Genomic DNA, 23,077 nt, shown 5'->3' with positions numbered 1-23,077 from the left:
GCGGCGGCGCCGTGCGCACGCGGCGCGCTATTGTCGCCGCGTGTCCGGCGGCTTGTCACCCGACAGGAAACCCTGACGGATCCCGCCGCGCCCGCGCCGGCCGGCCTTTCCGGCCTGTTCGAGGATGAACTCTATGAACGTCGACGTCGCGCGCGTATGGTGCCGGTTCGGCATGTACAGCATGTACATGTGCGTGCCGAAGATGCTGAGGCGGTACGCATCGAGCGACGTGACGACGGCGCCGCGCCGCAGGTCGTCCTGCATCACGTAGTCGGGCACGATGCCGACGCCGATCCCGGCCAGGATCGCCTGGCGCAGGAACAGGAAGTTCTCCGAAATCAGCGTGGGTTCGAGCAGCACCTCGTGGCGTTCGTCGCCGAGATATGCGGCGATCCGCAACTGGCGGCCCAGCACCGTCGCGGTGACGACGGGAGCGGCGGCCAGCGCGCCGAGGCTCGCCGGCATCCCGTGCGCGGCCGCGAACGCGGGCGACGCGCACGCGACGTAGCGCACCGCGCCCATGTCGCGCGCAACGAGGTTCTGCGGCGGCTCGGACATCACGCGGATCGCGATGTCGACTTCGTCGCGCATCAGGTCTTCCACGCGATTCTCGAACACGACGTCGAGCACGATCCCCGGATGCAGCTGCTTGAATGCGAGCAGCCATTCGGACATCACCATCTGCCCGTAGCCGCTCGGCACCGACAGCCGCACGCGGCCCTGCAGATCCTGGCCGAGCGTCGTCACCGATTCCTGCGCGGCGAGCAGCTCGTTGCGGATGCGCCGGCCGTGCTCGTACAGCTTCAGCCCGATCTCGGTCGGCTCGATGCGCCGCGTCGTGCGCCGCACGAGCTGCTGGCCGATCGAGCGCTCGAGCTGGTTCAGCCGGTAGCTGACGTTCGCGCGGCTCATCTTGAGCCGCTGCGCGGCCTTGCTCAGGTTGCCTGCGTCGAGGATTTCGACGAGCAGCGTCAGCGCGTTCAGGTCCATGCGGGGTGTCTCCTGATCCGTCCCGTTTATCGGTCGGAAACGTTCCGAAAGCATTCAGTGTCAAGTCAGACTTGACAGCTTGTAAAGGCACGCGGGAATTGTCAATGAATCTCGATCAATCGAGAATCGAGTCATGCCCGGTAACGACGCCGGACCGTTTCCCGCGCCGCCGGGGACCGGATCGGGCGTCGGCGCTTCTCGCCGGCCACGACCGGTTCCTGCTGCCCGGCGCCCCGCACCACTGGAGACACGATGAATTCAACCGCTTCCCCCGCCAACGCCCCGACCGGCACCGTCACGCGCGAACGGCGCGACAAGGTGCTCGTCGCCACGATTGACCATCCGCCCGTCAATGCGCTGTCCGCCGGCGTGCGGCGCGGCCTTGCCGACGCGCTCGACGCCGCACAGGCCGACGACGCGATCCGCGCGGTGCTGATCGTCGGCGCCGGCCGCAACTTCATCGCGGGCGCCGACATCCGCGAATTCGGCAAGCCGCCGGTGCCGCCGTCGCTGCCCGACGTGTGCGAGCGGATCGAGTCGAGTGCGAAGCCGGTCGTGGTCGCGCTGCACGGCGCGACGCTCGGCGGCGGCCTCGAGGTCGCGCTCGCCGCGCATTACCGGCTCGCGGTGCCCGGCGCGAAGCTCGGGCTGCCCGAAGTCACGCTCGGCCTGCTGCCCGGCGCCGGCGGCACGCAGCGCGCGCCGCGCCTGATCGGCGCGAAGGCCGCGCTCGATCTGATGCTGACGGGCCGCCACGCAAGCGCCGACGAAGCGCTCGCGCTCGGCCTCGTCGATCGCGTCGCGCATAGCGACGACACGCTCGCCGAAGGGCTTGCCTACACGCAGGAGCTCGTGTCGCTCGGCGCACCGGTACGTCGCACCCGCGATGCGCAGGGTCTTGCCGATCGCGCGGCCGCGCAGGCTGCCATCGACGCGGCGCGCGCCGAGCTGCCGAAGAAGTCGCGCGGGTTGTTCTCGCCCGCGAAGATCGTCGACGCGGTCGAGGCCGCGCTCACGCAGCCGTTCGACGCGGGGATGAAGCTCGAGCGCAGCCTGTTCCTGCAGTGCATCGACAGCCCTCAGCGCGCTGGCCTCGTGCACGCGTTCTTCGCGGAACGCGAAGCGGCGAAGGCGCCCGAGGCGCGCCGCGCGAGTGCTCGTCCGGTCGAGCGGATCGGCGTGGTCGGCGGCGGCACGATGGGCGCGGGCATCGCGGTCGCGGCGCTCGACGCCGGGCTGCCGGTGACGATGATCGAACGCGACGAAGCGTCGCTCGCGCGCGGCCGTGCGCATGTCGAGAAGGTGTACGACGGCCTCGTCGCGAAGGGCCGGATGACGCCGGCCGCGCACGCGGCACGCCTCGCACGCTTCAAGGGCAGCACGTCGTACGACGCGCTCGCGCAGGCCGACGTCGTGATCGAAGCCGTGTTCGAGGACATGGCCGTGAAGCAGGCCGTGTTCGCCGAACTCGCGCGCGTGTGCAAGCCGGGCGCGGTGCTCGCGACCAACACGTCGTATCTCGACATCGACGAACTGGCGGCGAGCACCGACCGGCCGGGCGACGTGATCGGCCTGCATTTCTTCTCGCCGGCCAACGTGATGAAGCTGCTCGAGATCGTCGTGCCGAAGCACGTGAGCCCGGACGTCGTCGCAACCGCGTTCGCGCTGGCCAAGCAATTGAAGAAGACGCCGGTGCGTGCCGGCGTGTGCGACGGCTTCATCGGCAACCGGATCCTCGCCGTCTACCGGACAGCGGCCGACTACCTGATGGAAGACGGCGCATCGCCGTACCAGATCGATCGCGCGGTGCGGGAATTCGGCTTCCCGATGGGCCCGTTCCAGGTCGTCGATCTCGCGGGCGGCGACATCGGCTGGGCGACCCGCAAGCGCCGCGCGGCGACGCGCGATCCGAACGCGCGCTACGTCGAGATTTCCGACCGGCTGTGCGAGCGCGGCTGGTTCGGACAGAAGACGGGGCGCGGCTACTACCTGTACCCGGACGGCGCACGCGTCGGCACGCCGGACCCGGAAGTCGACGCGATCGTCGCGGAAGAGCGCGCGAAGAAGGGTGTCACGCCGCGCACGTTCACCGATGAGGAAATCCTGCGCCGCTACCTCGCCGCGATGATCAACGAAGGCGCGAACGTCGTGCACGAGAAGATCGCGCTGCGTCCGCTCGACGTCGATGCAGTGTTCCTGTACGGCTACGGCTTCCCGCGCTATCGCGGCGGCCCGATGCACTACGCGGACACCGTCGGCCTCGCGAACGTGCTCGCCGACATCCGCGCGTTCGCGCAGGAAGATCCGCTGTTCTGGAAGCCGTCGCCGCTGCTCGTCGATCTCGTCGCGCGCGGCGCGGATTTCGCGAGCCTGAACCGCATCGACTGAACGCCCACCGCATTCGCCACGGACCCACGATGGACCTCGATTTCACTCCCGAAGAGGAAGCGTTCCGCACCGAAGTGCAGCGCTTCCTGCAAGCCGAACTGCCCGAGCGCATCGCGCGCAAGGTGAAGGGCGGCCTGCACCTGACGCGCGACGACATGCGCGAATGGCACGCGATCCTCAACGCGCGCGGCTGGCTCGCGAGCCACTGGCCGCGCGAATACGGCGGCCCCGGCTGGAGCGTCGCGCAGAAGTTCCTGTTCGACAACGAATGCGCGCTCGCCGGCGCGCCGCGCATCGTGCCGTTCGGCGTGAACATGCTCGGCCCCGTGCTGATCAAGTACGGCAACGAAGCGCAGAAGCGCCACTGGCTGCCGCGCATTCTCGACGGCACCGACTGGTGGTGCCAGGGCTATTCGGAGCCAGGCGCCGGCTCCGATCTCGCATCGGTGAAGACGAGCGCAGTGCGCCATGGCGATCACTACGTCGTGAACGGCCAGAAGACGTGGACTACGCTCGGCCACTACGCGAACATGATCTTCTGCCTCGTGCGCACCGCGACCGACGTGCGCAAGCAGGAGGGCATCAGCTTCCTGCTGGTCGACATGAACGCGCCGGGCGTCGAAGTCCGCCCGATCATCACGCTCGACGGCGAACATGAGGTAAACGAAGTGTTCTTCACCGACGCGCGCGTGCCGGTCGAAAACCTGGTCGGCGAAGAGAACCGCGGCTGGACCTACGCGAAATACCTGCTCACGTACGAGCGCACCAACATCGCGGGGATCGGCTTCTCGACGGCCGCGCTCGACCGGCTGCGCGCGGTTGCCGCGAAGGTCACGAAGAACGGCCGGCCGCTTGCCGACGATCCGTTCTTCGCCGCACGCGTCGCGCGCGTCGAGATCGAACTAGAGAACATGCGCACGACCAACCTGCGCGTGCTGGCCGCGGTCGCGGGCGGCGGCGTGCCGGGCGCGGAAAGCTCGATGCTGAAGATTCGCGGCACGCAGATCCGCCAGGAAATTACCGCGCTGATGCGCCGCGCGATGGGGCCGTACGCGCAGCCGTTCGTCGAAGACGCGCTCGACGCCGACTACGACGGCGAACCGGTCGGGCCGGAAGAAGCCGCGAGCGCCGCGCAGCAGTACTTCAACAACCGCAAGCTGTCGATCTTCGGCGGCTCGAACGAGATCCAGAAGAACATCATCGCGAAGATGATGCTCGGGCTGTAACGAGGGACGCGACGATGGATTTCCAGCACACAGAAGACCGCCGGATGCTGGCGGATAGCTTAAACCGCTTCATCGCCGAACAGTATGCGTTCCCGGTGCGCGACCGGATCGCGCAGTCGGCCGAAGGCTTCGACCGCACGCTGTGGCAGCGCTTTGCCGAACTCGGTGCGGTCGGCGCGCTGTTTCCCGAAGCCGACGGCGGCTTCGGCGGCGCGGGTTTCGACATCGCCGTGGTGTTCGAATGCCTCGGGCGCGGGCTCGTGGTCGAGCCGTTCCTCGGCGCGCTGCTCGCGGGCCGTGCGCTGGCGCTCGCCGGCGGCGATGCGCATCGCGAGTGGCTCGCCGCGCTGATCGACGGCAGCGCGAGCGCCGCGTTCGCGCACGACGAACCCGGCTCGCACTACGAACTCACGACCGTACGCACGCGCGCCGAGCGCACCGCTGACGGCTGGGTGCTGACGGGCGCGAAGGGCGTCGTCGACCAGGCCGCGCACGCGGCGTTCTTCGTCGTCAGCGCGCGCGTGTCCGGCAACGACGACGACGCGGCCGGTATCGGCCTGTTCGTCGTGCCGGCCGATGCGCCGGGCGTGTCGGTGCGCGATTACCCGAAGATCGACGGCGGGCGCGCGGCCGAAGTCCGCTTCGAGCGCGTCGCGCTCGCGGCCGATGCCGTGCTCGGCGCACCGGATGCGCTCGACGGCGAAGCGGGCGCCGAGCTGCTCGAACGCGTGCTCGGCTACGGGTTGCTCGCGCTGTCGGCGGAAGCGCTCGGCGCGATGGACGTTGCGAAGGAGGCGACGCTCGAGTATCTGCGCACGCGCAAGCAGTTCGGAATCCCGATCGGTAGTTTCCAGGCGCTGCAGCACCGGATGGCCGATCTGCTGCTCGAAGTCGAGCAGGCGCGCTCGGCCGTGATCAACGCGGCCGCGCAGCTCGATGCGCCGCGCGCGGTGCGCGAGCGCGCGCTCGCGGCGGCGAAATACAGCATCGGCCGGATCGGCACGCTCGTGGCCGAGGAAAGCATTCAGCTGCACGGCGGGATCGGGATGACGTGGGAGTTGCCGCTGTCGCACTACGCGAAGCGTCTCGTGATGATCGATCACCAGCTCGGCGACGAGGATCACCATCTCGCCCGCTACATCGCGCTGTCGAAACCGCTGTCGGAACAATAACGGCGCACGGCGCGAATGGAGGAGACAACGATGACGAACGACATGCGCGCGCTGCCGCTGGCCGGCGTGAAGGTGCTCGATTTCTCGCGCGTGCTCGCGGGCCCGTGGTGCGCGATGGTGCTCGCCGATTTCGGCGCGGAAGTGATCAAGGTCGAGCATCCGGCGCGCGGCGACGATACGCGCGACTGGGGGCTGCGGATCGGCGACACCGAGACCACGTATTTCAACAGCGTGAACCGCAGCAAGCGCTCGATCTGCATCGATTTGCAGACGGAAGCCGGCCGGCGCATCGCGCGTGAGCTCACCGCGCAGGCCGACGTGGTGCTCCACAACTTCAAGTTCGGCTGCGCGGAGAAGCTCGGGCTTGGCTACGACGCGCTGGCCGAGCTGAATCCGCGGCTCGTGCACTGCGCGATCTCGGGCTACGACCGTTCGGGCCCGGAGGCCGCGCGGCCCGGCTACGACCTCGTCGTGCAGGGCGAGGCCGGGCTGATGGCGCTGAACGGCGAGGCCGACCAGCCGCCGCTGAAGTTCGGCGTCGCGGCGGTCGACCTGTTCACCGGCATGTATTCGGCGCAGGCGATCCTCGCCGCGTTGTACGAACGCAATGCGACGGGGCGCGGGCGTCGCGTCGAGATGGCGCTGTTCGACTGCGGGCTGATGATCACCGCGTACTACGGGCTCGACGCGCTGCTGATGGGCGAGGACCCGCCGCGCTACGGCAACGCGCATCCGTCGATCGTGCCGTACGGCGTATTCGACGCGGCCGACGGCCCGCTCGTGATCACGGTCGGCAACAACACGCAGTTCACGCGCTTCTGCGATGCGATCGAGCGACCCGATCTCGCGACCGACGAACGCTACAAGACCAACCTCGGCCGGTCGGAGAATCGTGCCGATCTGCTGCCCGAGATTCGTGGCGCCCTCGCGCGCCGGTCGCGCGCGACGTTGCTCGCGGCGCTCGCCGAAGCGGGCATTCCGTGCGGTGAAGTGCTCGGCCTGCACGAAGCGTTGACGTCGGAGCGTGCGACCCGCGCGGGGCTCGTCACGCGGCAGCCGCATCCGGTCGCGGGCGGCGTCGACGTGCTCGCGCCGCCGTACCGCTTCGACGGCGCGCGGCTGCCGGTGCGTGGCGCACCGCCGGTGCTCGGCGCGGATACCGATGCGGTGCTCGGCGGCTGGCTCGGGATGTCGGCGGACGACGTCGCGCGGCTGCGCGCGGAGCGCGTCGTGTAACGCGTTTCATGGATTGCCGCCGCGGCGCGGGCGGATTCGGGTCACGCGCCGGCCATCGACAAGACAGCGCTCGCGACGACGAGACGCTCGCCCTGCGGGAACTGGAGCAGGCGCTAGCGTGCCACCGCCGGTCGACCGCGAAGCATGGGACCAGAGTAAGCGCTCAGGCGCCGACTTCGGTCCACTCAGGAGACAACATGGAGCTTTCCGTCATCGAATCGGTCACGGCGCGCCGTGACTACCAGCAGCTCGTGCGGGCGCGGCGCCGCTTCAGCTTCACGCTGACCGCGCTGATGATCGCCACCTACTACGGCTTCATCCTGCTCGTCGCGCTCGCGCCGCACGTGCTCGCCGCGCCGCTGTATCGCGGCGCGACGACGACGGTCGGGATCGCCGCGGGCGTCGCGATCATCCTGGTCGCGATCGGCCTGACCGCGTGCTACGTGCTGCGCGCGAATCGTGCGTTCGACCGCCGCGTCGACGCGATCCTGCAACGTCCGTGACGGAGCCCGACATGCGATTCCTTTCGAACGCGCCCGGCGCGCTGGGCATCCTCGTTTCCCTCGTTTCCTCCACCGCCCATGCGACTGGCGTCGCCGGCCCGATGCCCGACAAGGTCGAGCTGAACCCGGTCGCGATCGGGATGTTCTTCGCGTTCGTGTTCGCGACGCTCGCGCTCACGCGCTGGGCCGCGCGCCGCACGCGCTCGACGCGCGACTTCTACACGGCCGGCGGCGGCATCACCGGGCTGCAGAACGGGCTCGCGATCGCGGGCGACTACATGTCGGCCGCGTCGTTCCTCGGGCTGTCCGGCATGGTGTTCATGTTCGGCTTCGACGGACTGATCTACTCGATCGGCTTCCTGGTCGGCTGGCCGTTCGTGATGTTCCTGATCGCCGAACCGCTGCGCAACCTCGGCAAGTTCACGTTCGTCGACGTCGTCGCGTACCGCTTCGCGCAGCGGCCGATCCGGCTGCTGACCTCCGCGAACGCGCTGACGATCGTCGTGCTGTACCTCGTCGTGCAGATGGTCGGCGCGGGCAAGCTGATCCAGCTACTGTTCGGGCTGTCGTACGGCACGGCCGAGCTGATCGTCGGTGTGCTGATGGTCGTCTACGTGTTCTTCGGCGGGATGACCGCGACCACCTGGGTGCAGGTGATCAAGGCCGTGCTGCTGCTGTGCGGCGCGACGCTGCTCGCGTTGCTCGCGCTCGGCGAATTCGGCTTCAGCATCGACGCGATGTTCCGCCGCGCGGTGGCCGTGCATCCGGGCGCGCTGTCGATCATGGGGCCCGGCAAGCTGATCCGCGACCCGGCCAACGCGCTGTCGCTCGGCATCGCGCTGATGTTCGGCACGGCCGGCTTCCCGCACATCCTGATGCGCTTCTTCACGGTGCCGAACGCGAAGGAGGCGCGCAAGTCGGTGCTGTACGCAACCGGTTTCATCGGCTACTTCTACCTGCTGACGTTCGTGATCGGCTTCTCGGCGATCGTGCTGCTCGCGCAGCATCCGGAATTCTTCCGGCTTGGCGCGAACGGCACGTTCAACCTGACGCACGACCTGCTCGGCGGCTCGAACATGGTCGCGGTGAAGCTCGCGCAGGCAGTGGGCGGCAACTGGTTCTACGGGTTCATCGCGGCCGTCACGTTCGCGACGATCCTCGCGGTGGTCGCCGGACTGACGCTCGCCGGCGCGACGACGATCTCGCACGACCTGTATGCGCAGATGTGGGCGCGCGGCAAGCCCGACGAACGGCTCGAAATGCGCATCTCGCGCGCGGCGACGATCGGGCTGTCGGCCGTCGCGATCGCGCTGTCGATCCTGTTCGAGCACGTGAACGTCGCGTTCATGGTCGGGCTCGTCGCGGCGGTGGCCGCGAGCGCCAATTTCCCGGTGCTCGCGATGTCGATCTTCTGGCGCGGGATGACCACGCGCGGCGCGGTGCTCGGTGGCGCGCTCGGGCTCGTGTCGGCGGTGGTGCTCACGGTGCTGTCGAAGTCGGTGTGGGTCGACGTGCTGCACCACGCGCATGCGGCGGTGTTCCTCGATAACCCGGCGCTCGTGTCGGTGCCGCTCGCGTTCGTCGGGATCGTCGTCGGCTCGCTTGCGGATCGCGGCGAACGCGCGCGGCGAGAGCGCGATGCGTTCGCGCAGCAGGAGTTCTACGCGCAGACGGGCGTGCTGGGCGGGCGAGCCGTGCAGCATTGATTGGTCTTCGCCGGTTGATGGCGATGAGCCCTGGAGCATTGCGGTCTTCCGGGGTTTTGTTTTTCGAGGAGAGTCCGAAGATAGGGGGCGGAAGGACGGTATTTGCGAGCGGTGTTGGCTGCATCGGCAGGAAATAAAATTGCCAAGACACGCCATTTTCGGATTCGTCCAATAGACATCGATTTCACAATAGTCAATCGTTGCTGCTTGGCATTCAGCGAGCAGCCCGACTATGGCTATCCAATCCGATCTGCGCTTTACCTTTGCTGTTGGTGACGAACCATTCGAGGTCGTCGAGTTCACGTTGCATGAAGGGTTGTCCGAGACCTTCCTGTTGGAGGTCGAACTGGCCAGCGGGAACGCCGCGATCGACTTCGGGCAGGTGCTCGACCACAACGGCCTGCTGACGATCTGGCAAGGCGCCCAGCCGGTGCGCTACGTGCATGGCACGGTGTCGTCGTTCGAGCAGGGGGACACGGGGTTTCGTCGCACGCGCTATTCGGCCGTGATCGAGCCGCGTCTGGCGCGCTTGAAGCTGTCGTCGGACTGGCGCATCTTCCAGACGCTCAACGTCACCGAGATTGCCAGCGCCGTGCTCAAGGCGCATGGCCTGACGTTGGACTATGAGCAGCGCATCACCAACGCACACTTGCCGCGCGAGTATTGCGTACAAGCCGGTGACACCGACTACGATTTCGTTGAACGCATCCTGCGCGAGGAAGGCTTCCTCTATGCGTTCCAGCATCGCGTCGACGGTCATCGACTGATTCATAGCGACCGCTTGTTCAACCTGGAGCGGCTGACGGGTGAGCCGGTGCTGTACAACCCCACGCCGGGCGGCGATCAGCCGCAGCCCAGCCTGCATACCTTCGCTTATACCGAGAATGTGCGCACCGCGCGTCAGGTGCAGCGCGACTACACGTTCAAGAATCCACGCTTCAATCATGAGTATCCGCGCGAAGGGGTAGATCTCGATCATCAAGGTCGCGGCTACACGCGCTACGACTACCCGGGCCGCTACAAACACGAAGGCAGCGGCAACGCCTTTACCCAGGACCGTCTGCGTGGCCAGCTTCTCAACACCGTGGGTGCATTGACGATTCCCGGATTGGGAGAGCTGCGTCGCATTGCGGTGATGCTCCCGGGTTGGAGACCGCAGATCAGCCCGTATCGGATCAAGCAGATTCATGGCGCGCTGGGCCGTGTCGCTACGTACGAGGCTCTGGAGCAAGTCGTCGTACGGGACGGCGTTGGCGTCGTTACGCTATCGAATGACGTATTGATTGGAAAGACCGAGGTCGAGTACTGGCCGAACGGCTTTACGGAACCGAACTACGTGCTGCGTGAAACTAACTACTTATGAGCACAACTCCGGACGATCCCACTTTGCGACCAACGGACGCAGCCGGTTTCGAAAAGCAGATCGAGGCGCTGCGAGCCAAAAGCGACCATATCGCCTTACCCGGCATTACTCTTGCGATGTGGCCGCCTAAAGTTTGTCTTTCTGACGATGTATCGGATCCGAGCATGTTTAACGAGCGTTACATTGAGCCGGATTTTCTTCGAGGGCAGTGCTTGCTGATTATGTATTTTTTTGCATTTGCGTATCATCTCACGTTTGCGGCAGCGCTATATTCTCTATTTTTTTATGGGCGTGGTTACCAGGAAATTCGCCTTATTGATGTATTTCAGGTAGGTGTAACTTACCTTATTTTTCTATTTTTCTATGGATTTGTATTTTGGCTTTCTGCCATGGCAGCGACGTCGCCGTCGCATCGATTCAATCGGCAGGCTCAACTTGTACACATTCCATGGAATTACCAAACATTGCATTTGAGGTGGCGGGACGTCAGACCATTCACTCAGATCGGGAAAACCTTAAACGGCAGCTTCCGTCTTCATCTCTTTTTTCCTCAGCCGCGCCAGATATTCGGTAAGGTATCCAAGAACTTCATTCGTAAGCGCTACAGTGAACCATTTGATTTAGAAGGTGACTTTGCTTCGGGTGACGGTACAACTTTCTGGGCCAACTTGGATCGCCTTGAATTCATCCGTCGCTACATGGAGCACGGTTTGGAAGCGATTCAGCCTGATGAGCAGATGCGTAGGCTCGGCCTTGTGCGCAAGCCGAGCGGCTTTCCGGGCAGCACGCCCAATCCGGACTGGTGGAACCTGTATGTTGGCCGCCCGTTCGTACGCTTGCTCTACTGGTGCGCGACCGGGCCGCTGATTGACTGGTGGGTAGAACGCAAGAAGGCTGCATACCGTTGGCCCGAAGAGGTGGAACGCTTGTGTGCCCCAGGCGCAGATTTGAGCGCCTTCGATACCACGCCTGTGAAATCCCGCACCGACATTTTCTACCGTTATGCCGGTGACCGTGGCTACGAGTTGGTTGATGCCAAGGGGCGTCGTGTTTCTACCTTATCTAAGTGACTCTGTGCTGCGTTAAAGCAACGATCAATCTGTGGCAGAGGTACGTTGTCGAACGACCGGTTGGAAAGACCGAGGTCGAGTACTGGCCGAACGGCTTTACGGAACCGAACTAGGTGCTGCGTGAAACTAACTCCTTATGAGCACAACTCCGGACGATCCCACTTTGCGACCAACGGACGCAGCCGGCTTCGAAAAACAGATCGAGGCGCTGCGCGCCAAAAGCGACCATATCGGTTTGCCGGGCATCACACTGGCCATGTGGCCAACTAGCGTGTGCTTCCGTGACGACGTGTCAGATCCACGCATGTTCAATGAATGCTATATCGAGCCAGATTTCTGGCGTGGGCGGTGTTCGCTGGTTCTGTATTTATGCGCCTTAATGCACCACTTCATTCTTGCCTTGGTGATCTACGGAACGCTTTCTAACTGGATCGGGGTGGGCCTGAGTCTGGAGGATTATCTTGTCGACCTATTCCTAGGCGCTTCGATGTATGGTTTTTTTCTGATTTTGTTGGGATATTTTTTTTGGCTTTGCTTCGTCGGTGCAACCTCTCCCTCAGTGCGATTCAACCGGCAGGCGCAACTTGTGCATGTGCCATGGGGGGATCAGGTGCTGCATCTTCGATGGCGGGACGTCCGGCCATTCACACAAGTTGGTCAAACATTGAATGGACAATTCCGTCTTGGACTTTGCTTTCCGCAACCACATCGAAAATTCGGCAAGGTATCCAAGGACTATATTCGTAAGCGCTACAGTGAGCCATTCAATTTGGATGCTGACTTTGCGTCGGCGGATAGCACCACCTTTTGGGCCAATTTAGATCGCCTCGAATTCATCCGCCGCTACATGGAGCACGGCCTGGAGGCGATTCAGCCTGATGAACAGATGCGACGTCTCGGCCGGGTGCGTAAGCCGAGCGGCTTTCTGGGGAACGTGCCGAATCCGGACTGGTGGGATCTATATGTCAGCCGTCCCTTTATGCGCTTGCTCTACTGGTGTGCGACCGGGCCGCTGATTGACTGGTGGGTGACACGCAAGAAGGCTGCATACCGCTGGCCCGAAGAGGTCGAGCGCCTGTGTGCCCCAGGCGCGGACTTGAGCGCATTCGACACCACACCCGTTAAATCCCGCACCGACATTTTCTACCGTTATGCCGGTGACCGCGGCTACGAGTTGGTCGATGCCAAGGGGCGTCCGCTCTCTACATTATCCAAGTGATCGATTTAACGAGTCTGCCCTGAATCCAGTCGTACTCGTCGGTCACAGCGACATCTCTCCGCTCAGCGGCGAGGGCGCGGTTAGCAGTGGGGCCGTGTCTGCCGCCGTCGATAGCGGCCGTAGCGGGAGTCGGGGACCGCACCAGTTGCAGTGCCGTCATTGAAACTGGCGCTCCTGGCACCGTCATCGAAGGCAACCCGTCGCTCGCCTTCGCGATACCACCAGCCATGGCGGCATCCTAGCCGGGTGCGAAGCGGGACGGTAGGTGGAGTGACGGAGTCGATCAGTCGCGCGCTGCGCGGCTGCCGGCGGCCGAAAGAGATCAGACAAATCCCCCGAGAAAAGCACCCATCCGTCCGGATCACCGGACGGATATTTTCCGGAAATCCGGAATCCCGGATTTCCTTGCCTGCCGCATTATGAGAAATACAATGAAAACAACGGCTTGAGGCGTTCCGGAAACCTGGCATCGACCTTGCGATATAAAGCGCACGGCCATCCCCCGGCCGAACTACTACAGCAAGCAGCTATGCATGGGACTGGAGTAAGCGCTGAAGCGCTAACTCCAATCGACAGGAGACAAACCGATGACCAATGCCTTCCTCCCCCTCCGGATGTCCTGAGGCATCGCTTGTTGCGGCACGGCAGCCGCGCGGGCGAATGCCTCGGGGGGGATTGCCCCCCGTTCTCATTCATCCCTGCGCGCGTGACGCCGTTTCCACCGGCTCATCTACTTCAGCAGGAACCATCGTGAAGAAGAAACCCTTCTACAAAGTGCTCTATGTGCAGGTGATCTTCGCCATCATCGTCGGCGTGATCCTTGGCCACTTCTACCCGTCGATCGCCACCGACATGAAACCGCTCGGCGACGGCTTCATCAAGCTGATCAAGATGGTCATCGGCCCGATCATCTTCTGTACCGTCGTCACCGGCATCGCCGGCATGGAGGACATGAAGAAGGTCGGCCGCGTCGGCGGCAAGGCGCTGCTGTACTTCGAGATCGTATCGACCTTCGCGCTGCTGCTCGGCCTCGCGGCCACGCACATCCTGCGTCCGGGCGTCGGCTTCAACATCGATCCGGCGACGCTCGACGGCAAGGCCGTCGCATCGTACGCGGCAAAGGCGCACGGGCAGTCGACGGTCGACTTCCTGATGCACATCATCCCGAACACGATGGTCGATGCGTTCGCGCAGGGCGAAATCCTGCAGATCCTGCTGATCGCATTGCTGTTCGGCAGCGTGCTCGCGCATCTCGGCGAGCGCGGCCGTGTCGTGACCGACTTCATCGACGGCCTCACGCGCGTGCTGTTCGGCATCGTGCACATCGTCACGAAGCTCGCGCCGATCGGTGCATTCGGCGCGATGGCTTTCACGATCGGCAAGTACGGCGTCGGCTCGCTGGTGCCGCTGCTCAAGCTGATCGGCACGTTCTATCTGACGTCGGTGGTGTTTGTGCTGGTCGTGCTCGGTACGATCGCGCGCGTCACGGGCTTCTCGATCATCCGCTTCGTGTCGTACATCAAGGAAGAGCTGCTGATCGTGCTCGGCACGAGCTCGTCGGAAGCCGCGCTGCCGCAGCTGATGGAAAAGCTCGAGAAGGCCGGCTGCTCGCGTTCGGTCGTCGGCCTCGTCGTGCCGACCGGCTATTCGTTCAACCTCGACGGCACCAACATCTACATGACGATGGCCGTGCTGTTCATCGCGCAGGCGACCAACATCGAACTGACATGGACGCAGCAGCTCACGCTGCTGGCGGTCGCGATGCTGACGTCGAAGGGCGCGAGCGGCGTCACGGGCGCGGGCTTCATCACGCTCGCCGCGACGCTCGCCGTCGTGCCGACGATCCCGCTGTCGGGCATGGTGCTGATCCTCGGCATCGACCGCTTCATGAGCGAATGCCGCGCGCTGACCAACATCGTCGGTAACGGTGTCGCGACCGTCGTCGTGTCGGCGTGGGAGAAGGAGCTCGACCGCAACAAGCTGCGCCAGGCGCTCAAGGGCGGCGGCGAGGTCGCGACGACCGAGACGACGGCCGGCGTCTGACGTCATGAAGGAGCAGGCGGCGATACCGCCCGCAGGCGGCGCGCCGCGCGGCGGCCTCGGCGGCCCGGGCAGCGAGGCGGAACCCTATGACACAATAGGCGATCCGCATCGCCAGGAAGTCTCGTCCGTGAAGCGCCGCCTGCTCATCCTCGTCATGCTCGCCGCCGCGCTCGCCGCGGCGTGCGCGCTGACGTGGACCATCACGTGGCGGCGCGGCGTCGCGGAGCTGCAGCGCAACGCCGCGGTGCGCGTCGACCGGACCACCAACGCGCTCAAGAGCACGCTCGATCGCTACGAATCGCTGCCTTATCTGCTCGGCAGCCACCCGTACGTGCAGGACGCCCTCGCCGAGCCGAAGCGCGCCGATTTCACCGCGCGCGCGAACCGCTATCTCGAAGACCTCAACGAACACGCACATGCGACCGTCACCTACGTGATCGGCGCGGACGGCCTGTGCGTGGCCGCCAGCAACTGGCGCGCGCCCGACAGCTTCGTCGGGATCGAATATCGTTTCCGTCCTTATTTCATCGACGCGATGAACGGCCAGGTCGGCCGTTTCTTCGGGATCGGCACGATCTCGCGCGATCCGGGCTACTACATCTCGCAGCCGGTGTGGCGCGACGGGCGGATCGCGGGCGTCGTCGTCGTGAAACTCAATCTCGAATGGTTCCAGGGCGCCGATGCGTCCGAGCCGCTCGTCGTCATGGACGATCACGGCGTCGTGTTCCTGTCGTCCGTGCCCGCGTGGAAATACCACACGCTGCATCCGCTGACGGGGCCGGTCGCCGCGTCGATCTACGAGACGCGCCAGTACGCGCAGCAGCCCGTCACGCCGCTACCGCTGCGCGTCGAGCAGGTGCGCGGCCCCGATGCGGAGATGGTGCGGCTCGGCCCGGGCCTTGGTGCGCCGCGTTTCCTGGCGTCGAAGCGGCGCATCGGCGAGCCCGACTGGCTGCTCGTCACGCTCGCGCCGATCGCGCCCGTCGACGCCGATGCGCGCAACGCGACGGTCGTCACGGGCTTCGGCTTCGTGTCGGTCGCGCTGCTCGCGTTCTACTGGCGGACGCGCCGCGCCCGCGTGCGCGAAATGATCCGCGGCCGCGCGCTGCTGCAACAGGCGTACGCGGAGCTGAACCGGCGCGTCGAGGAGCGCACGGCCGACCTGTCGGAAGCGAACGAGCAATTGCAGAAGGAAGTCGGCGACCGGATCCGCGCGGAGCAGGAGCTGCGCGCCGCGCACGACGAACTGATCCAGGCGAGCAAGCTCGCCGCGCTCGGCCAGATGGCGGCCGGCATCACGCATGAACTGAACCAGCCGCTCGCGGCGCTGCGCAGCTTCTCGGACAACACGCGCGTGCTGCTCGATCGCGGCGAGCACGCGGCCGCGCGGGAGAACCTGGAGGCGATCGCCGCGCTGACCGAGCGGATGGGCAAGATCACGAACCAGCTGAAGCTGTTCGTCGGCCGCGCGAAGCCGCGCAACGAGCAGGCGCTCGTCGTGCGCGCGCTGCGCAGCGTGCTGTCGCTGCTCGGCGAGCGGCTGCGCGGCGTCGCGCTCACGCTGACGTTGCGGGATGCGACGGTAGCGCCGGCGCAGGATGCGCCGCTGGACCTCGCGCAAGACTATCCGCAGCTCGTCGCCCGCTGCGAGGATCTGCGCCTCGAGCAAGTGCTGATCAACCTGCTAGGCAACGCGCTCGACGCGGTGGCGGGCCCCGGTGTTACGGCCGCGGCACCGGCGATCGAAGTGACGATCGTGGTGTCCGTCGCGACGCTGTCGATCGAGGTGCGCGACAACGGCTCCGGCATCGCGCCCGAGCTGCTGCCGCGCCTGTTCGAGCCGTTCTTCACGACGAAGGAAATGGGGCGCGGGCTCGGGCTCGGCCTCGCGATTTCGTCGTCGATCGCGAGCGATGCGGGCGGTGCGCTGACCGCGCGCAATGCGCCGTCCGGCGGCGCACTGTTCGTCTTGACGCTGCGGCGCGCGCGCACGCATCATCCGGACTCCGTGTCCGAGCCGGCGGGCTCGCATTAGCCGCAGGCCCGGTCGCACGGCCCGCATCAACGAGAACCGCGCGCAATCGTGCCGCGCGGCCCGTCAGGAGCAAGTGACTACGATGGCCAACCGGCTGCAAGTGATCTATATCGAAGACGACGCGCTCGTTCGCCGGGCCAGCGTGCAAAGCCTCCAGCTCGCGGGGTTCGACGTCGTCGGGTTCGAATCGGCCGAGGCGGCCGACAAGGCGATCGTCTCCGAAAACGCCGGCGTGATCGTCAGCGACATCCGGTTGCCCGGCGCGAGCGGACTCGACCTGCTCGCGCAGTGCCGCGAGCGTGTGCCCGACGTGCCGGTGATCCTCGTGACCGGCCACGGCGACATCTCGATGGCCGTGCAGGCGATGCGCGACGGCGCGTACGACTTCATCGAAAAGCCGTTCGCGGCCGAACGCCTGATCGAGACGGTGCGCCGCGCGCTGGAGCGGCGCGAACTCGTGCTCGAGAACCATGCGCTGCGGCGCGAGCTGGCCGGGCAGAATATCGTCGCACCGCGCATCATCGGCCGCAGCCCCGCGATCGAACAGGTCCGCAAGCTGATCGCGAACATCGCGCCCACCGACGCGTCGGTGCTGATCAACGGCGACACGGGTGCCGGCAAGGAGCTGATCGCGCGCAGCCTGCACGAGCTGTCGCCGCGCCGCGACAAGCCGTTCATCGCGGTGAACTGCGGCGCGCTGCCCGAGCCGATGTTCGAGTCGGAAATGTTCGGCTACGAGCCCGGCGCGTTCACCGGCGCCGCGAAGCGGCGCGTCGGCAAGCTTGAATACGCATCCGGCGGCACGCTGTTCCTCGATGAAATCGAAAGCATGCCGCTCGCGCTGCAGGTGAAGCTGCTGCGCGTGCTGCAGGACGGCGTGCTCGAGCGGCTCGGCTCGAACCAGCCGATCCGCGTGAACTGCCGCGTCGTCGCGGCCGCGAAAGGCGACATGAGCGAGCTCGTCGCGGCCGGCACGTTCCGGCGCGACCTGCTGTACCGGCTCAACGTCGTGACGATCGCGCTGCCGCCGCTTGCCGAACGCCGCGAGGACATCGTGCCGCTGTTCGAGCACTTCATGCTCGACGCGGCCGTGCGTTACGGGCGGCCCGCGCCGGTGCTGAGCGACCGGCAGCGCGCGAGCCTGATGCAACGCGACTGGCCCGGCAACGTGCGCGAACTGCGCAACGCGGCCGACCGCTTCGTGCTCGGCGTCGCCGACATGCCGCAGGAAGCCGGCGCGAACGGCGGCGATGCGGAGAGCGACCAGACGCTGAAGGAGCGCATCGAGCAGTTCGAGCGCGCGGTGATCGCCGAGGCGTTGAACCAGACGGGCGGCGCGGTCGCCGCGACGGCCGACCGGCTGCATGTCGGCAAGGCGACGCTGTACGAGAAGATGAAGCGCTACGGGCTGTCCGCGAAAGGCGAAACCGAGCGCTGAAAAAGATACGGACCGCAGAACCGGGCTGGCCGGTCGTGCGGTCCGTTCGACGGGGCAGGGCGCGCGCGGCCCGCCGAGCCGTGTCGGGCGGCGCTCAGGCCGCGTTGCTGCCGAGTGCCTTCTTGAGCAGCGCGTCGAGTTCCGCGAATTGCGGTGCGCCGACGTAGCGCTTCAGGATCTTGCCGTCCTTGTCGACGACGAAGGTGGTCGGCGTGAGCTGAACGTTGCCGAACTGCTTCGCGACGCTGCCGTCGTCGAGCGCGACCTTGAACGGCAACTGGCGCGTTTGCGCGTAGTTCGCGACGTACATCGGCGGGTCGTAGTTCATCGCGACCGCGACGAATTCCAGCCCCTGGCCCTTGAAGCGATTGTAGGTATCGACCATCTGCGGCATTTCCTGCATGCAGGTCGCGCAGCTCGTTGCCCAGAAGTTCACCAGGTAGACCTTGCCCTTCAGGTCGCCGGCCGTCGACACCTTCTGGCCCGACAGCAGCGTGAACGTGGCGTCCGGCACGGTGGACTTGCCGTTGATCGCGAAGAAGCCGGCAACGGCGATGGCCGCGACGACGACCGCCGCGACGAGATAGCGGACGGGGCCGGTGCGGCGCTGGGCGGGAGGCGTGGTGTTCATCTGCGGTGCTCTCGGAGTCGGTCGATGACGCGGGTCGATGCAAAGGACGTCGAAATTCGGCGCTCATTTTAGCGCGAATGCGGGCCGCGCACCGGTGGCCGCCACGCATCCCGGCCGTCAGGTTCGGCGGATAATGAGTGCTTTGCCTGTCCCCATCACTGCCATGCCGAAGGAAGTCATCGAATCGTTGCGTCCCCTTTTCCGTCCGCTGCGACACTTCGCCGCGCTCGCGTGTGTGAGCGCGGCGCTGGCCGCGTGCTCGCCGTCATATGACTGGCGTACGCTGCACAACGACGCCGGCTACACGATCGACCTGCCGGCGAAGCCGACCGTCGAGAACCAGCCGGTGGCGGTGGGCGGCGCGTCGATGCCGATGCGGATGCAGGCCGCGCACGTCGACGGCGCGGTGTTCGCGGTCGGCACGCTGACGCTGCCGGACGACCGCGACGACACGCGCCGCGCGGCGCTCGACTTCCTGCAGACAGGGCTGTCGCGCAATCTCGAAGGCACGCCGCAGACCGCGTCGGTGCCCGTGCCGCTTGCGGCCGGCGGCACGGTGAACGGGCTCGAGCTGCGCGTTGCCGGCGCCGCCAGCGGCGGCGACCATACGCGCAAGACGATCGTCGCGCGGCTCGTCGCGCGCGGCCGCCACGCGTACCAGGCGGTGGTGATCGCCGACGGGCCGCTCGCGCAGGAGCAGCTCGACCAGTTTTTCGGCTCGTTCAAACTCGACTGATACCGTCCGGCGAGGGCGCTCAGACACACTGCGACAACTGAAAGTTCATTCGCAGCTTTCGACGCTAATCGCCGGATTTTGCGGGGATTTTTCGGCTATCCACAGCGCATGTGGATAACTTTGTTGAAAAGTTTGCCAAATCCGCCGCAAAGCCATGCCGGACGGCCATTCGGCACATTTGGCGGCTCGTGCGCCGTTTGAGAAAGATCAATAAAAACAACGGAATAGCAGTTCCTCGATAAGAAGCTGCCCGCGCGGGCCGATCCGGGGCCGGATTCGCGGAATTGTGCATAAGTCAAGTCTTGACAGCCTGATTTTGTCCTCAAAGCACATCTACAGTGCCGTAAGCGCACGCCGGTAGCGGATCGCCTCGGCGATCTGCGCGCCCGTCGGCAGCGGGTCGCCGGCGAGGTCGGCGATCGTGCGCGCCACCTTCAGCACGCGGAAATACGCGCGCGCGGACCAGCCGAAGCGCTCGCCGGCCTCGCGCAGCAGCCGTTCGCCGTCGTCGGTCGGCCGGCACAGGTCATCGGTCTCGCGGCCGCTCAGCATGTGATTCGTCTTGCCCTGCCGGTCGAGTTGCAGCGCGCGCGCTTGCGCGACCCGCGCGGCAACCGTCGCGCTCGACTCGCCGGGCGCCGTCGCGCGTGACGCAAGCTCGGCCGGCGATAGCGCGGGCAAGTCGATCTGGATGTCGATGCGATCGAGCAGCGGTCCCGACAGCTTGCGCAGGTAGCGTGCGGCGACGTCCGGCGAGCAGCGGCAGCGCCCGGACGGATCGCCGTGCCAGCCGCACGGGCACGGATTCATCGCGGCGATCAGCTGGCAGGCGGCGGGGAAGTCGGCTTGCTGCGCCGCGCGCGAGATCGTGATGCGGCCGACTTCCAGCGGCTCGCGCAGCATCTCCAGCACATGGCGGTCGAATTCGGGCAACTCGTCGAGAAACAGCACGCCGAGGTGCGCGAGCGTGATCTCGCCCGGCTGCGGCGGGTTGCGGCCACCGACCAGCGCGGCGGCGCTCGACGAATGATGCGGCGAGCGGAACGGCCGCCGGCGCCACTGCGCGGGCGAGAAGCCGAGGCGGCTCGCGGAAAGCAGCGCGGCCGACGTCAGCGCTTCGTCGTCGGTCAGCGGCGGCAGCAGGCCGGGCAGGCGCGCGGCCAGCATCGACTTGCCGGCGCCGGGCGGCCCGACCATCAGCATGTGATGGCCGCCCGCGGCGGCGACTTCGAGCGCGCGCCGGGCACCGCGCTGGCCGACGACCTCGGCGAGATCGGGCGCGGCCGGCGTCGGCACGCCGGCGAGGCACGGCGCCGCGACGGGCGCGAGCCGCGCGTCCGGCGCACCGGCGAGATGCGCGCACAGCGCCGGCAGGTCGGGTGCACCAAAAACGGTCACGCCCGGCACGAGCGCGGCCTCGGCGGCACTGTCGAGCGGCAGGTACAGCTCGGGCGTGCGCGACAGCGCGGTCGCGCCGGAGATCGCGACGTGATCCCGGCTGGAATGGAGGCCGGACCCACGCGCGGAATCGGGACGGGAACCGAGACCCGAGCCGAAGCCTGCTCGCGCGTCACCCGCACGCCAGTCGCGCGCGGCGCCGCAAGCCATCGCGAACGCGCCGCGCATCGGCCGCAGCGCGCCGGTCAGCGACAGTTCGCCGGCGAATTCGCGGCCGGCCAGCGCGTCGGCCGGGATCTGGCCGTTCGCGGCAAGGATGCCGAGCGCGATCGGCAGGTCGAAGCGGCCCGACTCCTTCGGCAGGTCGGCCGGCGCGAGATTGACGGTGATGCGCCTGACGGGAAATTCGAATCCGCAGTTCTGCAGCGCGGCGCGCACGCGCTCGCGGCTTTCGCGGACTTCGAGGTCCGGCAGGCCGACGATCGAGAACGACGGCAACCCGTTGGCGAGGTGGACTTCGACGGTGACGTCCGGCGCGCGGCCGGCCGCCGGCGCGCGACTGCGCACCACGGCAAGCGACATGGCGAGGCTCCTGTATAGGCATCGGACGGCAACGGCCGTACGAGGCCGCATGCCGCGGGAATCGGAGGAATCGGTGCGCGCTTGCCGGCGTGGCGCGGGGAAAGAACGAGGGTCTGCTGAAACGCAGAACAGCGAAGAGCGAAGAACAGCGAAGAGCGGGGTACGACGAAACGGCGCAGCGACTTCGGAATGGCGGGCGCGAGCCGCACGAGGCGGCCCGCGCCCGGACCAGTCGGTCGGGCGGGGCGTCAGGCCTGCGGCGCCGCGAGCTTCTGCTCGAGTTCCGCGACGCGCTTCTCGAGTTCCTCGAGACGCACGCGGGTGCGGGCGAGCACCTGGGCCTGCGTGTCGAACTCCTCGCGCGTGACGAGATCGAGTTTCGAGAAGCCTTGCGACAGCATGGCCTTCACGTTGCGCTCGACGTCCTTGGCCGGCGAGTTTTTCAGCAGATCGCTGACGCGCGACTGCAGGTCGTTGAAAACGTCGCTGGGTTGCTTCATATGATTCCCCTTCCTTGCACAAAAAATGTGCATCTTCAGTTGCGTACGTGCCCATGATGCACGCATGACCGGAAATGGTGCGCCGGTGGCGCGAATTCCGGGCATGGCGCCCGCATGGGTGAATGGCCCGGTGATCCGGGACGTGCGAGCACTCTAGCAACGATCCTTTCGCCGCGCCAGCAAACCGGGCCCACATTGGCCATTCGGCCGGGCTCGCGCGCCTTACAGCGTGCGATACGACCCTGCTCGCGGGCCATTCGAGACGGCGTTCTTGCCAACATGGCATGCGAGTTGCTGAGAAGAGCACGGTTACACCATTCCAACCAATACGACGGGACACTCCAGCGAGAGGACTCCATGAAACTGATTACCGCAATCATCAAGCCGTTCAAGCTCGATGAGACGCGCGAAGCGCTCTCCGCGCTCGGCGTCTCGGGCATCACCGTGACGGAGGTGAAGGGGTTCGGGCGCCAGAAGGGGCACACCGAGCTGTATCGCGGCGCGGAATACGTGGTCGATTTCCTGCCGAAGATGAAGATCGAGGCGGCCGTGTCCGACGATCTCGTCGATCAGGCTGTGGAAGCGATCGAGCGGGCCGCGCGCACCGGCAAGATCGGCGACGGGAAGATCTTCGTCACGCCGATCGAGGAGGTGATCCGGATCCGGACCGGGGAGACAGGCGCGGACGCGCTGTAACGAGAACAGACAAGACACGCGACTAGAGGAAACCCAAGATGCGCAAACTTCTGATGTCCCTGCTGATGGCCGGCTCGCTGATCGCGACCGGCGTCGGCTCCGCGCTCGCGGACGACGCGGCGTCCGCCGCGGTTGCATCCGCGCC

At 66.2% G+C, this 23,077-nt stretch carries 18 protein-coding genes; 14 read left to right on the top strand and 4 right to left on the bottom strand.

Annotated features, from left to right (window positions below):
* Positions 1 to 27 precede the first annotated feature (27 nt).
* Entirely contained in the window at positions 28 to 990 is a 963-nt protein-coding gene (locus O1Q03_RS30915; RefSeq protein WP_269508033.1) for a LysR family transcriptional regulator, read from the bottom strand.
* A gap of 252 nt (positions 991 to 1,242) precedes the next feature.
* On the opposite strand from O1Q03_RS30915, the gene O1Q03_RS30910 reads away from it, so the two are divergent.
* The 12 genes from O1Q03_RS30910 to O1Q03_RS30855 all read left to right on the top strand — a co-directional run bounded on the left by O1Q03_RS30910 (position 1,243) and on the right by O1Q03_RS30855 (position 18,389).
* Positions 1,243 to 3,378: a 3-hydroxyacyl-CoA dehydrogenase NAD-binding domain-containing protein gene (locus tag O1Q03_RS30910; protein WP_269508030.1), complete on the top strand. Its 2,136-nt coding sequence runs from the start codon at positions 1,243 to 1,245 to the stop codon at positions 3,376 to 3,378.
* Positions 3,379 to 3,407: 29 nt separating this feature from the next.
* Positions 3,408 to 4,604 carry an acyl-CoA dehydrogenase family protein gene (locus O1Q03_RS30905; RefSeq protein WP_269508028.1) on the top strand — a complete coding sequence of 399 codons (1,197 nt, stop codon included), beginning with the start codon at positions 3,408 to 3,410 and terminating at the stop codon, positions 4,602 to 4,604.
* A gap of 14 nt (positions 4,605 to 4,618) precedes the next feature.
* Entirely contained in the window at positions 4,619 to 5,776 is a 1,158-nt protein-coding gene (locus O1Q03_RS30900) for an acyl-CoA dehydrogenase family protein (protein WP_269508025.1), read from the top strand.
* 30 nt (positions 5,777 to 5,806) lie between these two features.
* The gene (locus tag O1Q03_RS30895) at positions 5,807 to 7,012 is read left to right on the top strand and encodes a CaiB/BaiF CoA transferase family protein (RefSeq protein ID WP_269508022.1); all 1,206 of its coding nucleotides are present in this window, start codon (positions 5,807 to 5,809) and stop codon (positions 7,010 to 7,012) included.
* Between the two features lie 197 nt (positions 7,013 to 7,209).
* Positions 7,210 to 7,515 carry a DUF485 domain-containing protein gene (locus tag O1Q03_RS30890; protein WP_069620222.1) on the top strand — a complete coding sequence of 102 codons (306 nt, stop codon included), beginning with the start codon at positions 7,210 to 7,212 and terminating at the stop codon, positions 7,513 to 7,515.
* 11 nt (positions 7,516 to 7,526) lie between these two features.
* Positions 7,527 to 9,221 (top strand): cation acetate symporter, encoded by a 1,695-nt coding sequence (locus O1Q03_RS30885; protein WP_269508019.1) that lies wholly within the window; start codon positions 7,527 to 7,529, stop codon positions 9,219 to 9,221.
* A 232-nt stretch (positions 9,222 to 9,453) separates the two neighbouring features.
* Entirely contained in the window at positions 9,454 to 10,584 is a 1,131-nt protein-coding gene (gene tssI / locus O1Q03_RS30880; RefSeq protein ID WP_269508016.1) for a type VI secretion system tip protein TssI/VgrG, read from the top strand.
* Entirely contained in the window at positions 10,581 to 11,654 is a 1,074-nt protein-coding gene (locus O1Q03_RS30875; protein WP_269508013.1) for a hypothetical protein, read from the top strand. The genes tssI and O1Q03_RS30875 overlap by 4 nt, the downstream gene beginning before the upstream one ends.
* Positions 11,655 to 11,790: 136 nt before the next feature.
* Positions 11,791 to 12,873: a hypothetical protein gene (locus O1Q03_RS30870; protein WP_269508009.1), complete on the top strand. Its 1,083-nt coding sequence runs from the start codon at positions 11,791 to 11,793 to the stop codon at positions 12,871 to 12,873.
* Between the two features lie 750 nt (positions 12,874 to 13,623).
* Positions 13,624 to 14,916, top strand: coding sequence for a dicarboxylate/amino acid:cation symporter (locus O1Q03_RS30865; protein WP_269508006.1), 1,293 nt, complete (start codon positions 13,624 to 13,626; stop codon positions 14,914 to 14,916).
* A 4-nt stretch (positions 14,917 to 14,920) separates the two neighbouring features.
* Positions 14,921 to 16,951, top strand: a complete 2,031-nt coding sequence (locus tag O1Q03_RS30860) for a sensor histidine kinase (RefSeq protein WP_269508005.1) — start codon at positions 14,921 to 14,923, stop codon at positions 16,949 to 16,951.
* Positions 16,952 to 17,033: 82 nt separating this feature from the next.
* Positions 17,034 to 18,389: a sigma-54-dependent transcriptional regulator gene (locus tag O1Q03_RS30855; RefSeq protein ID WP_269508002.1), complete on the top strand. Its 1,356-nt coding sequence runs from the start codon at positions 17,034 to 17,036 to the stop codon at positions 18,387 to 18,389.
* A gap of 94 nt (positions 18,390 to 18,483) precedes the next feature.
* Here O1Q03_RS30855 and O1Q03_RS30850 read toward each other — a convergent pair whose 3' ends face one another.
* On the bottom strand, positions 18,484 to 19,020 hold the full coding sequence (locus O1Q03_RS30850; RefSeq protein WP_269508001.1) for a TlpA disulfide reductase family protein: 537 nt from the start codon (positions 19,018 to 19,020) through the stop codon (positions 18,484 to 18,486).
* 163 nt (positions 19,021 to 19,183) lie between these two features.
* Between O1Q03_RS30850 and O1Q03_RS30845 the strand changes: the two genes are divergently transcribed.
* Complete coding sequence (locus O1Q03_RS30845) at positions 19,184 to 19,756, top strand: hypothetical protein (protein ID WP_269507999.1); 573 nt, start codon at positions 19,184 to 19,186, stop codon at positions 19,754 to 19,756.
* Positions 19,757 to 20,089: 333 nt separating this feature from the next.
* Here O1Q03_RS30845 and O1Q03_RS30840 read toward each other — a convergent pair whose 3' ends face one another.
* Positions 20,090 to 21,736 (bottom strand): YifB family Mg chelatase-like AAA ATPase, encoded by a 1,647-nt coding sequence (locus O1Q03_RS30840; RefSeq protein WP_269507997.1) that lies wholly within the window; start codon positions 21,734 to 21,736, stop codon positions 20,090 to 20,092.
* A gap of 248 nt (positions 21,737 to 21,984) precedes the next feature.
* On the bottom strand, positions 21,985 to 22,236 hold the full coding sequence (locus tag O1Q03_RS30835) for an accessory factor UbiK family protein (protein WP_006489451.1): 252 nt from the start codon (positions 22,234 to 22,236) through the stop codon (positions 21,985 to 21,987).
* Between the two features lie 357 nt (positions 22,237 to 22,593).
* Here O1Q03_RS30835 and O1Q03_RS30830 point away from each other — a divergent pair, with 357 nt between their 5' ends.
* Entirely contained in the window at positions 22,594 to 22,932 is a 339-nt protein-coding gene (locus O1Q03_RS30830) for a P-II family nitrogen regulator (protein WP_269507994.1), read from the top strand.
* Positions 22,933 to 23,077: the final 145 nt, after the last annotated feature.

The organism is Burkholderia sp. IMCC1007 (assembly GCF_027257875.1).
In the GTDB taxonomy this organism is placed as follows: domain Bacteria; phylum Pseudomonadota; class Gammaproteobacteria; order Burkholderiales; family Burkholderiaceae; genus Burkholderia.
The sequence above is the reverse complement of the archived record's forward strand: the minus strand, read 5'-3'. Positions and strand labels throughout refer to the sequence as shown.